This is a genomic window from Pseudomonas sp. SCA2728.1_7, from assembly GCF_018138145.1.
Lineage (GTDB): Bacteria > Pseudomonadota > Gammaproteobacteria > Pseudomonadales > Pseudomonadaceae > Aquipseudomonas > Aquipseudomonas koreensis_A.
Genome location: NZ_CP073104.1, coordinates 3247322 through 3259785 on the forward strand (window position 1 = coordinate 3247322; position 12464 = coordinate 3259785).

The 12464-nt window shown below is 56.5% G+C and carries 9 protein-coding genes; 4 read left to right on the forward strand and 5 right to left on the reverse strand.

The features are described 5' to 3' along the window. Positions 1-4: 4 nt before the first annotated feature. The 3 genes from KBP52_RS14610 to KBP52_RS14620 form a co-directional block, all read right to left on the reverse strand. Entirely contained in the window at positions 5-3802 is a 3798-nt protein-coding gene (locus KBP52_RS14610) for a hypothetical protein (RefSeq protein ID WP_212623006.1), read from the reverse strand. Between the two features lie 98 nt (positions 3803-3900). Beyond that, positions 3901-4734 carry a hypothetical protein gene (locus KBP52_RS14615; RefSeq protein WP_212623007.1) on the reverse strand — a complete coding sequence of 278 codons (834 nt, stop codon included), beginning with the start codon at positions 4732-4734 and terminating at the stop codon, positions 3901-3903. 128 nt (positions 4735-4862) lie between these two features. Continuing rightward, entirely contained in the window at positions 4863-5438 is a 576-nt protein-coding gene (locus KBP52_RS14620; protein ID WP_212623008.1) for a recombinase family protein, read from the reverse strand. A 226-nt stretch (positions 5439-5664) separates the two neighbouring features. Here KBP52_RS14620 and KBP52_RS14625 point away from each other — a divergent pair, with 226 nt between their 5' ends. Together KBP52_RS14625 and KBP52_RS14630 are read left to right on the forward strand one after the other, a co-directional pair. Then, positions 5665-6633 (forward strand): integrase, encoded by a 969-nt coding sequence (locus tag KBP52_RS14625; protein ID WP_212623009.1) that lies wholly within the window; start codon positions 5665-5667, stop codon positions 6631-6633. Positions 6634-7174: 541 nt separating this feature from the next. Further along, entirely contained in the window at positions 7175-7540 is a 366-nt protein-coding gene (locus KBP52_RS14630; RefSeq protein WP_042926707.1) for a hypothetical protein, read from the forward strand. A 380-nt stretch (positions 7541-7920) separates the two neighbouring features. Here the strand turns inward: KBP52_RS14630 and mobI are convergent, their stop codons facing one another. Continuing rightward, the gene (gene mobI, locus KBP52_RS14635; RefSeq protein ID WP_034074007.1) at positions 7921-8382 is read right to left on the reverse strand and encodes a conjugative transfer protein MobI(A/C); all 462 of its coding nucleotides are present in this window, start codon (positions 8380-8382) and stop codon (positions 7921-7923) included. Positions 8383-8778: 396 nt separating this feature from the next. Continuing rightward, positions 8779-10089 (reverse strand): hypothetical protein, encoded by a 1311-nt coding sequence (locus KBP52_RS14640; protein ID WP_212623010.1) that lies wholly within the window; start codon positions 10087-10089, stop codon positions 8779-8781. A gap of 246 nt (positions 10090-10335) precedes the next feature. Here KBP52_RS14640 and KBP52_RS14645 point away from each other — a divergent pair, with 246 nt between their 5' ends. Beyond that, entirely contained in the window at positions 10336-11313 is a 978-nt protein-coding gene (locus KBP52_RS14645) for a hypothetical protein (RefSeq protein ID WP_212623011.1), read from the forward strand. Further along, positions 11310-12437, forward strand: a complete 1128-nt coding sequence (locus KBP52_RS14650; protein WP_048512733.1) for a hypothetical protein — start codon at positions 11310-11312, stop codon at positions 12435-12437. Before KBP52_RS14645 ends, KBP52_RS14650 begins: the two co-directional genes overlap by 4 nt. Positions 12438-12464: the final 27 nt, after the last annotated feature.

Consider the following 12464-nt stretch of genomic DNA (forward strand, 5'->3'; position numbering starts at 1 on the left):
GACGTCACTCAAAACTTTCCTCGCCCTCGCGGTCGCGGCTGCGCTCATGATCGATACGCCGGTCTAGCTCGGGGAGGATGGCATCCACCCATTGCCGGACATCGGCATACGGGCTTTCGCGGAACGTCAACACCTGAGCCTTGCGACGGGCAAGGATGTCGGCAAGCGAGCCGCTCCAGCTCCGAGGATGGAGACGAGTCCAGAAATCGCCGAGAAAGGCGCGCTTGTCCGGCGCATAATTGAGCATATCGAGAAACAGCGGCGAGATGCCGTTATCCTCCTCGTCGTCGATCTTTCGCCTGAACATCGAGATGGCACGGCCGAGCAACGTATAGCGCGTCGCCGCATCCTGGTCCGCCCATTGGCGCAGGACCGCCGGGTCCATGTTCTCGACCGGTGTGCCGAAGCTGAAGTCCGCATCGAACAGCCGGTGGTTTCGCGATGTCATCTCAGGTAGGAGGAACATATCGAGCCCCGCAGCGGGGTGGGTCTCAAACAGCGCCTTCAGCACATGGCTCAAATCATGACGGGAAAGATAGCAGACCTCCATCGCGCCGCGGATATTTGCACAGACATCGCGAGCCGTCGCTTCACCGTCGCTCCCCGTACAGCAAACCCGAATGATCGTGTGCAGGCCATAGTCGCGCAAAGTGCCCTTCTTGCTGAAATCGGTGCGGCGCAGCAGGTTGCGGCCGAGCGCGATCAACGTCGGATTGCGCTGCCGGCCGGCTTCGCGGTCGCGATAGAAGTGCATGTGCAGGATATCGAGCGCGATCTCGACCCCGTCCGGCAGATCCGCAATATCGAGCAGCAGGAGAGCTAATGCCTCCGGCGGTGAATCGCCAACGGTGCCGTTGGCGATGCTCATGAAGTCGAAGGACTGAAGTGCCCCTTTCTCGATCGCGCGTCGCAGCCGCGCGATTCCTGCCTCGTCGATCCCAATCCGCGCCTGAAGATAAGGAAGCGAGCGGGCCAGTGCCGGGTTCTCGATCGCGGCTTCCAAGCTGGTTTCGGCAAAGCCAGTGTCACGCTGATGCGCTTCGTAGATGAACCCGCCGAGCACAGTCGCATTGCGGCTCTTAGACTCCGCCGCCTCGAAATGACCGACCAGATCGCGCCAGATCTCGGCAAGGTCACTCGCACCTTCGGCGAGGCCGCGTCCGCACTCGAGCGCGCGCTGGGCATGGGGTTCGACCATCAGCTCGGTCAGGAATTCGGCGCGCGTCTCGGAATCGTGCGCCAATTGCCGGCCGACATCCTGAGCCATTTGGGCGGCCCTGTGCCACGGCTTCATCACATCCCCATCGTCCGGCTCGCCGTCCGCAACTTCCCAGCCGCCAATGCTACGATTGAGCACGACCGCGCGCGCCTGATGGAGGAGGTCGGACGGCTTGAGCCGTTGGATGATCGCCTCGAGCCGCTTTCGCACTGGCTCGGGCATCGCGTTGCCTTCGAAGCGGAGGCAGGTGCGGAATGCGATCCAGCCCTCGATCCAGGGCTTCACCTTGACGAACGTGCTCGCCGCGCGATCCAAGGCGTCGTGGCAGGCGCCAAAATGCCAAAGGTCGCGCACACTGCCGGCAAGCGTGATACGCGCGTCATTCAGGACTGACGACAGCTCGACGGCGAGATCGATAGCGCTGTCGTACCAATCCCACACGTCCTTGTTCAGCTTCGGACGCCATCCCCAGTCGCGCGACCGTGCTCCGAAATCGAAGCTGCTCGACGAGGTGAAATTGTGCGCGGTCAGAAGCGCGTCAAGCGCGACGGATGCACAGCGGCGCTTGTCTGCATCACCGGATTTCGCCAGCAGACGCACTAACGCGCGCCGTTGCTCGGGTGGAGTCTGGGTCCCGGATAGATACAGGTGGAAGAGCTCGGCAAACGCGTCGCGGGCGGAGTTTTGATTTTGGTCGGCAGGCTCGGCGGCGAGGAAGCGGGCGAGCAGCGTCGCGGCGGTCTCGAACATGTGCTGCTCATAGCCGAGCGTCTTGATGAGGCGGATCCATTGCCACCGGGTCGGCTCGTTCGACGACAGCAATGTTGCCCCGTTGGGACCATCCAGTTCGTGTTCGATTTTCGCCAGCACCGCCTCTGGCGCAACTGGGGCGATATTGGTCAGGATCTCGAGGCCTTCTTTGCCACGCGTCACGAGGTCCCCGAGCGGCCCATCGCTTCGCAGCCAGCGCGCGACCGCTGCCTGAGCCTCTGGGCTATCATGAAGATAGCCCAGACGGCGGGAGAGCGACGTCTGCATGCGTGGCGTCAGCGAGGCGCTGAACCGTTCGAAGTCCGACGGCGGTATCCGTTGGAGCGCGAATGTGGCAAGCGGGTTCGCAATCGCGTGTGGGAGGATCGCCTTCCAGCGGCCGCGCACTTGTGCGATGCCGCGTCGGCGAAGCTCCGCAAGTGCGGCGTAAAGCGTCGCCGCGCTCACCGATCGCAGGCCGCCGATGCGCGCGAGTTCGCCATCGGATGAGGTGTCCTCGCCGTTGACCGAATAGAGCAACGACAACTCTTCCGCCGCATTCAATAAATTCTGATCGGGCTGATTGCGCTGCTGGAAGATTCGCTCGAACAGCTCGCGGCTCTTGAGCTTGCCCAGTGTCTCACCCTTACCGAGCGTTTCTGCCAGCGCGCGTGCCACGCGGAAGTTGCCATCGCTGAAGTCAGCGATGGTTCGCCGGTCGATCTCGGACACGTCCGGGAAGGATCGCTCGAGCCATTCTGCGACCAGGTCGGGCGAGGCGGACTGCAGCCGGAAGACTTCGGTTCGCTCGGGCTCGTCGTCGCGAACATCATATTCGACGGTGAGAAGGCTGACGGTGCTCGTGCTTTCCGAGCAGATGCGAGTGAGCTCGGTGTGAGTTGCCGGATTGCAATTATCGACTATAAGGATGGCTCGTTGCCCGCGCAGAACGAGCTGTCGTGCCATGTCGTGCGCGGTGGGATGGGTTTCGGCCGAATAGTCGGTATAGATTGCGAGGCTCGGATCGAGCGGCTCCTCACCAACCTCGCTCTCGAACAGCGCCTGGACCAAACGCGTCTTGCCCAAGCCGGACATGCCGATCAACCGGATACATTGCTTCGGGGTGCGAAGCGCGGCGCGAAGACCCTTGATACCTTCGGCGATCGTCAGTTGCTCGCGTTCACGCGAGCGTTCATCGGTCAGGCAAGCCTTGTCGTTGGATAGATAGGAAGTATCCTCGGCAACGTGCGTTCCGGTCCATCCCCCGATGCTGCTCCAGCCCGACAGACCGAGGCCGACGCGGTTGCGGACCCAGGCGGCGATGCCCGGATATTCGTTGACCCAGGTCGCGATGCGATCGCGGTCGTAGAAGTCGGTATGGAGATCACTGGCTTCGGGAAGATCGTGCAGCGCGGCGCGCATCGCCGAACGCCGATCTGCAAGCGGCTTATCTGCGACAGACCCCTGCGAACTGACGATGATGTAGGCGCCGGATTCTGCGGCGAGCTCGCAGATGACCTGCCGCAGCTTCCCGTCGACGCCACCCTTGGGCTTCGGCCGCATCTCGCCTTCGATGGCGCCTGCTGGCATGTCCGGCTTCTTCACCTGAAAGCCGGTGCATGACCGCGGCACGAAGTCGGGGTTTGCAATCGGCGCGGGACACTGCACGCGCACATCGAGTCCGCCATCCGCAGCGTCCTGATTGCCGCCTGCGGTGACCGCCGACAGGGGACAGCCCTGTTTTCGCAGCTCCGCCAGTGCAAGACGGGCGACGAGGGTGCGCAAATCGGCATCGCCCAGATTGGTGATATCGGCACCTGTTACTTCGAGCATTTTCCCCGGCCTTCCTAGGTAGATTCAGTCAATGATCGCGTAGATAGAGCCTGTCGTGATTTACAGGCTCACCGCCAGCCATGCAGTTCAGCTAAAAACTACTTCCCAATGAAATAGAGATTGCCGTTCTTGTTGTAAATCGCGGCAGGTCGGAAGTCCTTAGGCCAATTCCGTCCAGGATAGTATGCATACATCCATTCGGGCAGGTGGCGAGCAATACCCGCCAGCGCATCCATGCCGTCCTTATCAGCTCTGTTAGCGTCAGCAAATAGTTCGCCTGAGGGATCGGTCAGGAAAATCGGGCCGTAGGCTTTCTCGGCCGAAATGAATGCTGGCGCAACGCTCGCCGGAGCGTCGAACGGCGTAGGGTTCCCAGCAGCCAAATCTGCAAGCCTGTCGTATTTCTTGCCTGATCCGTCAGCGTACTTAGCCGGCTCATGACGCAACTTTGAGATTTTTCCACCAAAGTATTTTTCTCTCGCATCAAGCCAGGCCGACCTGACCAACGCAGATGCCTCCTTTGGGTTAGACGCGAGTTCCTCAGGCACCCACGCAGCAACCTGGTAGTGATAGACAGGGCCAGCACTGCCACCACCCAGCAAGAATAACCCGACGCCAAGAGAGGCTGCGCCTGCGCTGCTAAAACCAGTTGGAGGCGACACGTATCCCAAACCCGCCGTTGCTAAACCTCCAGAGCTTCCCGAAGATCGCGGCGCGCTCAGGTTATCTACTTCATTCCCGACCATTACCCTTGGAATATCGCGCTGACCATCGATGCGCATGGCTTCCAGAACCAACATGGCATCGGACCATTTTTCGCGAGGAACATCTTTAGGTTCTGGCAACGTGACCTTCGGGGTACTGGAGCAACCCACCAACGCAACCAACAGCAAGGTACCAACGCATCCCTTCACAGAAAAAAGCACCGACATGAAAACTCCCTATTTTTATTCAGTGGTAGTCCGGCACACGTAGAACGCCGGAGACATCCTTCACTTGCCTGCCAGGTCATAGCGCCCAAAATTATCTGAGCAACTTCAGCGGAAAATACCAGCACCACTTAAACGACCGCAGATGATTTCGGCGAACCGACGTAGCGGTAAAGCGTTGTTCGAGAAACGCCATACCGTCGGGCAACATCGGTCACCTGTATCTCAGGATCTCTGAGAAGAGCTCGTATCTCACGCACCTGACGATCATCCAGCGCAGGCTTGCGTCCACCTTTTCTCCCACGGGCACGAGCCGCAGCCAGTCCTGCACGAGTTCGTTCTCGAATGAGGTTGCGCTCAAACTCAGCCAGGGCAGCGAACACGTGAAAGATCAGCTTGCCGGCAGCGCTGGTGGTTTCGATTCGTTCGGCTATGGATTCGAAGGCCACCCCTTCCTGCTCCAAGCTACTGACAATCCCAACCAAGTCAGGCAAAGAGCGACCGAGGCGGTCCAGTCGCCAGACAACCAGAGTGTCACCGTTACGCAGAGCTTTAAGGCAATGCCCCAGCTCCGGCCTGTCCGCCGACTTGCCGCTCATGGTCTCCTCGTAGACTGTTGAGCACCCAGCCAGAGCAAGTGCATCTCGCTGCAGGTCGAGGTTCTGATCATCAGTCGACACTCGGGCATATCCAATCCGCTTTCCCATACGTTTTTCTCTCACTGATTTCGGTACGGGAAAAGTGACAGGAAAGCGGTAAATCCCAAGTCCAAAAGATCAGCTGGAATATGTGTGCCGTAAACGACCGTTTACGGGACGGATGCGCTCGTCAATTTCAGACGCTGAAAGCGACCGAAAACGAACCCCAGAATATTTTTCCTCGCTCAACATTTCCTTCAGCAGCTCAGCACCTGAGCTGAATGGAGGAATGACCATGAAGCAGAGTTTCCACGGACATTTTGATCGGGACTTGACCAAGGCCGGCTCGGCAATTCTCAGGGAGGCAGTCCGACGCGGGCTTCTCAGTCAGCACGAGGCCATGATCCACGAACAGCAATGGGCGCAGTTTAGTGTTTATGCCAACGAGTCTCATGAGGTAGATATCCTGGAATTCGTCAATAAAAAATTGGTGAGGGAGTACGGGGAAGAGCTATATATCCAGGCATACCAAGGAAATCTCCCGCTGGAAAGCGTGTCAGGCCTGCTTGAGACTGTATATGCAGTGATGGGCTTCGCAACTAATGGGCGCTGGAAAGGCGCAGCGGCTAACGTCGGTAGCCGTCTTGGCTTTCCAAGCCATGCACGGATTACCGTACCGCGCAGTCTTGACCGAACTAAGTTTGAAGCCGCGATGGTGGATATTCAGGCTCTCTACTCAGAGCAGCTAGCAACATTAATCAGGTCAGTTCGATACCTTGGCATGTCATTGCTTGAGGCTTTTTTCTTCAACGCAGAAGATGCTCACAAGGACGCCGAAGAAGAAAGCATCTTTTATGTGTTCAGCAAAGATAAACATGAGCATCGGATCATTAATATTTCTGCCCCTGAGCAAATTGTAATTTTGGAGAAGGCCGCGGCATTTCAAAAACTTCAGGGCAGCAGTCACGCGACACCAGCAGCTTGGCGTACATGGAAATTAAAGAACCTACCTGCCGCGCAAGAGCTTTTACTTTCTCACGGACTAAATATTGATGATTGTCGCGCGGCATATGCCTGCGAGCTCTACCGGCGATTGTCTGGTCACCACGCCCCGATTCTAGAGGGAAAAGCTCCCCACGATGAGGATCTGGAGGCCCGGAATCACGTCGCCTACGAGCTCGGGATTATGCGTGTCTGGGAAACTGATGCGTACGTCGGTGCCCGAGCCAACCTGAGGAAGGAAGCCGCCGGTACCAATCGCTAAGCCATCACACAGCAGATTTGGGTTTAGATCAGACGCCCTTAACCTTGGCAGACCTCGAAACAAAGGAGTCAGGGTATGGATCGTTTTGAATTGCTTGTATATGCCGTGCTTGCCGTCATCAGTGCGCTGACGATCGCAGGTGTAATTGGCTATATGGTCGCAGCGTACCTGGACAAGAAGCACAGCGACGATTGAGCCTTCAGCGGAGCGACCAGATACCTGCAACAAACTGCCCGCTGCCCCTTGGCAGCGGGCGCTTACCCAATCCATCGACAAGCCCCCTACCGCGGCGATACGCAGTATTTCCTCAAGCCTATGAGGTCATGGGATGACTTCGGAAGGGCTGTTAATCTCCGCACCAAAGCGAAAGTGACCGGAGCGCCGAGGCGTTTAGATCAGCGACATGCACGCCCTCCGTGTGGCGAGCTAGCTTGCCGAGTACGCTAAAACCCGTGCGCGGACTCATGGGCAGCATCTCATCTTGGGTTTTCCGAAAGCTACCGGAGAGTGTTTAGCGACCTCATCTAACCGGAGCAGCACCATGGAATTTCGTCACCTTGGTAACGGGCAGTACTTCCCACCTATTGCACCAAACGGTCGGATTTACGCTGTACCTCTTGGGCAGGAAACCCAGGTAGAAATTTTCTGCCTGGCCCCAGTAGGCATCATGGGCGCGGGCATCCAATTACGCTGGTCAGAAATCGTTGGTTGTTACTACGACGACGAATCATGGGAGATCATCCCGCGCAACTACTCGGGACGAGGGATGCGCTTTCGCAGAGGCCTATCCTGCATCATGGTGATCGCAGGCAACGAGGCTCTCACGACCCACATCCAGGGCTACCCCATCCCCATCTGCGTAATGAACCGTATTGCATTCGAACAGCAGCGAGGCAGCGAGGGGTAGCGCGTTACCGTCACCACCCGCTGCGCGACACAGGTACCAGTTGGAACGGCACCTACCAATGTTTATTTTATGAAAGTGAAGCCTTTCACTACTAATACAGATCAAAGCTGGCCGGCTGACTTGGTCTTAAGCGTCACTGCTAATAGCAAATACGGCCTCCGCCCCCCGCCTGCATGGGCCTGCTGGCTGACAGCGAATAGATTTAGCGCCCTACACTGCTTATAGCCCGAACCCGTCGCCTTCCCTGATCAAGCGCAGCAATATATCTCGCCGTAGTTCACTGCTGATACGAAAAAGCCCCGCCAGACCAAGCTGCACGGGGCTTTCGGGATTTACAATCGGGTCAAATCTGTTCGGCACTGCTTATAGGTACTCAGCCGCTACCCTGCCGAATAGAGGTCGCCATGATTAAGCGCTTGGTATCTAGACAGCTTCTTCTCATAAGCGACCAACGTCCGACGTAGCTGACGATTCTCGCTCGCAACGCGGCGAATCTCCGCAAGCCGCCCCTCAACTTGCAGAACGAGGTGACGGTATGGATATTCAACAAACTCAAACGAGGAAGCCGGGTATTTATGTTTGCCATTCCCCTTGGCAATAGTCAGGGGCGCGAATTTGTTTTTTTGTCCTTGCAGCGGCACCAGCTTGCACCAGTAGATCGAATACGCATTCGGGCTCACCTGCTTGATTGATACGCCGGCCACAACAGATTTGACCCCGGTCTTTTTGTACAGCTTCATGGACGCATCCACATAGCTTGCTACCAGGCATCTCGCGTCCGTAAGCAACTGCTCGTACTGCTGATCCAGCAGGGTGACTATCGCTTGTGCTTCTTTGCTCATGACGAAGGCTCTCTTCTTTGTAAGAGCCAAATGGTGACGGATCGCTGAGCACCCGGAATTCGATTTCAGACGGTTTTATCGTCGGAAACTTACGGAAGCGGAGTTGGTAATGCACCGCTGCCGCTCTGCCGCGTGTTAGATGATGACATTGCAGACGTACAGCAACATTACGCGCAAAGGATGCATAACAGACGACGACGGATGCTCTGGCTCAAAATTGAACGGAATCAACGAATGTCAAAGTGACGATAGGCAGGTAATGGCCAAGAGCTGGTCCTTCTGATCGACGGCTTCCGCCCCACGTCGGATCTTTGCAGCTCGCACTTCGAACATTACCCTGTTGGTTCGCAAACATTCCCAACCACAAGCAGAATGGCAGTTGCGCAGAAAAAACGGTTATGACCCGCCTTTCCCAACTGGCGAAGGCAAAGTCGTAGGCAGCGCACGGGTAGCACGGAGTTCTTCCGCGATAATGGTCGCCTGCTGCAGAGCGGCACTGTCAAGAAACGAAGCGTTCAGATCGAACGTGATGGCATCGTCGTCGGAGCTTTCCTTTATCGCATAGGGCCCGAAGAGGATGTCGCTGCTTCCCTCAACATGGGGCTGGAAACGTGACAGAGGATTACGACTGTCGTTCCCATTGTGTATCGCTATCGCGGAACCATTGTCGCTGTACATGGCACGCAGAACGGAGGGATCGCGCTTACCACTAATCCATTGCCCGGGCGTGACAGGAGCGCCGTCCATTACTAGGGGCACGCGCAAGAGGTAAATTACCTCGTCTGCGTCCTCGATCCTGCTGAACGCAGCCTCATAGTCCGGCTGCCTACCCAAGATGCAGTCGACGTCCACCTGTATATCGAAGAAGGCCACTTTGCCGGCATTCGCTCTTACGTCATAAAGGAGATCCAGAAGTTTTGGGCTACCTTGGTCAGCCGAGGTTGGACAGAACGTGTACCAGCCGGAAATGACGGGCATCTCAACACCTATCACTGCTGGCGTAATAGCTGGCTCTGTCTGGCGCGGAATTGCTTTCTGGGAACTGTTTGCTGCCGGGGATGCCACAGAGCCTGACACTTCTGATCCAGAAGGAGGGGCGCTGTCAACTGCAGGCCCATCATGCAACAAAGCCCATAACCTAGGCACGGTGTAGCCTGATAACGTCGCCACCATACTCGGCAGATTAAGCAACGCGGTTACCGTGGTAAGGACGACAAAAATGCCTGCTATGATCCTCCGGCCCCACGACGGCTTGGCGCAGATCAGCTTCGTACCACCGGGGAAGCGGCCGCGAAAACAGAGCGCCCAGCTTCGAAATTTGAGCCACCGCATTCGCAACCGATCGGAAGGATAAGCCGTCTGGTCTACGATGCTGGATGCGCGGCAGCAACGGGCGAAGTCATGCGCTGCGCGATCGAGCCATTTACCTGCGATGGCATCCGTCGGACTGTCGAAGAAGCCCCAGAAAATTGGCTTCCCTGCGCCTAGGGACGTTTCGTAGGGATAGATTAAGGCCGCGACGTGGCCAAACTGGATGTCCTGTGACAACACGAGCGCCGCACCGCCTTCCGTCAGGGGACTTCCGTCATCGTTCGCCGATATCGGGTGGTTGCCGGCGAACAGCTGGATCGTCCGTCGACTATCGTCACGATGTACGTACAGATACTCAAAATAGTCGTGTCGTGCCTCTTCGGCGGCCGCGCGCATGTGCCGCTCAATGGCCGGGGCGTACTGGGACCAGATTCGCAGACGGGTCTGTGGCGTTTGCTGTCCAACAAAGATACTCATCGAGTCCCCGATTTTTTGTGTCGGATTGATCCTGCGCAGAGGCGTGATACCAAGCGAACAGGTAATCACCTTGTACTCGGCTTATCCATCGTGTTCACTGCGCTATTATAAGTGCCATCACGGTGCTAGCGCCGCTTTGACCAACATTAAAGAGCCCAGGGAATTATGGCCGAGACGATAAACATCGCGAAGATGGCAGAAAAGCTATCGAAGGGAATTTTCAACGAGTTTCTCTGGGGTCGCATGGAGCACACCAATATCAATTGGCCGTGCGAGCATCAAGAAACCCACGAGGTCAAGACCCATCCCTCCGATGTCGTCTTTTGGTATAACGAGCCGTACTCCCAGTCTCGCACCTATGTGAACTGCGACCTCAAGAGTTACGCGAAGGGCACCATCAAAACACAGGCCATCCGGGAGGCAATCGAGAGCCTAGCCAGGAGCCTGCGGTGCGCCGAGATCAGCCAGGAGTTCAGCGACACCTACATCCATCCGGATGTATCGGCGAATATCCAGGGACTGCTTTTCGTCTACAACCACGATAACGAGTATGACAAGGACTTCGCCAAGATCCTTGAAAAGGTGAAATGCGAAGACTTGGATATCCCAAAGGGCTCCAAGATCGTTGTGATGGGCCCTGAGGATATTTACTGGCTGAACAACGTTCACCACGAGATCATCCATCTGCGCGGCGGTGCCGGTCTACTACCAGAGCGGGATTACTGTAAGTTCTATTATCCCCATCTGGTTCGCAGGAAGAACGTCCAGCTCGAACACGCCAAAGCTGCGACGCTAGATATGCTGACCGCGCCTTGGATTATTTTGTCCTACGTGAACCCAAAAAAGGGAAGCAAGCAGGGCTTCGTGATCTTCATGCGTAAGAGGGGAATCACGACCGATGAGTTTCTTTACCTCATTGAGTACCTGATGCACTACCAAGTAATCAAGGCCGAAACAGAGGTCACGATCCGCCTGGTTGACCCACACCAAAACGCTTCTGCTAATTTCGCCAAGGCAAAAGACCAGTACATAACTGACTATCAAGGCGGGGACGATCTCAGGCAAATACTGGATGCTATTGACTTCGGCAAACTTGAACACGTACGCACCACTTTCTGTGAACTGGAGCTCTCCCGCCAATGATCAAAAATGCGCTTCAGTACTGTGCGACGGACAAGGAAATTCACGACGCTTTGATGTCGGCCAAGCAGAAAATCAATGAAAAGGTTCTGCTTGAACTGGCAAAGGACAGGGGGATTTTCTACTCCGCCAAAGACAGCCGGGACGACCTGGTCAGCGCCATCTCTCTCCTCCCTCATGACTATCATGATCTGAACACCCTATTGGAACAGCGAGAGCACTCCGGCCGACAGGAAAAGCTCACCTCCGTGACGCTGCCAACTGCGCTGACCGTGGAAGGAATCCGGGAAGTGCTCCGCGAATACATTGAGGAGTCTCCCGAGGACGAGAAGGTTACTCAGCAAATAAAGGACGGCAACCAAGTCGTCGCCAACATTAAGTACTCCGACGTCGACTATGGCAAAACACGGCTTGTCCAGCGCACCCCCAAAGAGGCCTCGATCGAGTTTCACGTCTCAGCAGACAAGACGGTCATTCGGATGCCTGCCAATGATCGTGTGAAAACCATCTACTCCAAGCTCAAGCACAAGCTGGATACCAAGGCCAAAGCTGAAATCCCCGCCATCCGCATCGAGCTCGGCGAGTTCCAGTCCCCTGCCCTGCGTACAGAGTTCTTTACATCCCTGATCAGCAATCTAGCGGGCTTCTCATTGAAGAACGTAACCAGCGTGAAGGTGGAGCGCCTGCCTCAGGAACCAGAGGAGGACGAGCTCGACCTAGACGATGACCAAGAAGCGGAGGTGGCCAAAGAAGAGGCATTGGCGCTGGTCAAGAACGTAGCGCTAAAAGGCGAGACGCTACTAGCGTCCGAGGAGTACCAGAGCCTGACCAAGAAGGGTTTCTTCATCACCTCGATTATCTGGCGCTCCGTGCTGCACAAGGCACCACAGCCAATGGTTGAATTTGAGGCAGCGTTTGAGGAACCGATGCAAGGAAAAGGTTTCAAGTACTTCGTCCGAGGTGCCTACCGGCTGGTAGAACTCGAGTACACCAAGACGATCCGGCCGGTCACCGCCGGAGACAAAGAAACCTATCTGGGCATCATCGAAGAAACCGCTGCGAAGGTTATCAAGGAACTCAGAGTGCAAGCTCAAGCAGGTACTGAAATGCAAGGAGAGCTAGCATGAACAGGGTGAGGTGGCTGAATGCCCAAT

Coding starts and splice junctions, on each gene's coding strand:
- KBP52_RS14610 (WP_212623006.1), bottom strand. CDS start 3,802: ATGCTCGAAGTAACAGGTGCCGATATCACCAATCTGGGCGATGCCGAT.
- KBP52_RS14615 (WP_212623007.1), bottom strand. CDS start 4,734: ATGTCGGTGCTTTTTTCTGTGAAGGGATGCGTTGGTACCTTGCTGTTG.
- KBP52_RS14620 (WP_212623008.1), bottom strand. CDS start 5,438: ATGGGAAAGCGGATTGGATATGCCCGAGTGTCGACTGATGATCAGAAC.
- KBP52_RS14625 (WP_212623009.1), top strand. CDS start 5,665: ATGAAGCAGAGTTTCCACGGACATTTTGATCGGGACTTGACCAAGGCC.
- KBP52_RS14630 (WP_042926707.1), top strand. CDS start 7,175: ATGGAATTTCGTCACCTTGGTAACGGGCAGTACTTCCCACCTATTGCA.
- mobI (WP_034074007.1), bottom strand. CDS start 8,382: ATGAGCAAAGAAGCACAAGCGATAGTCACCCTGCTGGATCAGCAGTAC.
- KBP52_RS14640 (WP_212623010.1), bottom strand. CDS start 10,089: ATGCGCGCGGCCGCCGAAGAGGCACGACACGACTATTTTGAGTATCTG.
- KBP52_RS14645 (WP_212623011.1), top strand. CDS start 10,336: ATGGCCGAGACGATAAACATCGCGAAGATGGCAGAAAAGCTATCGAAG.
- KBP52_RS14650 (WP_048512733.1), top strand. CDS start 11,310: ATGATCAAAAATGCGCTTCAGTACTGTGCGACGGACAAGGAAATTCAC.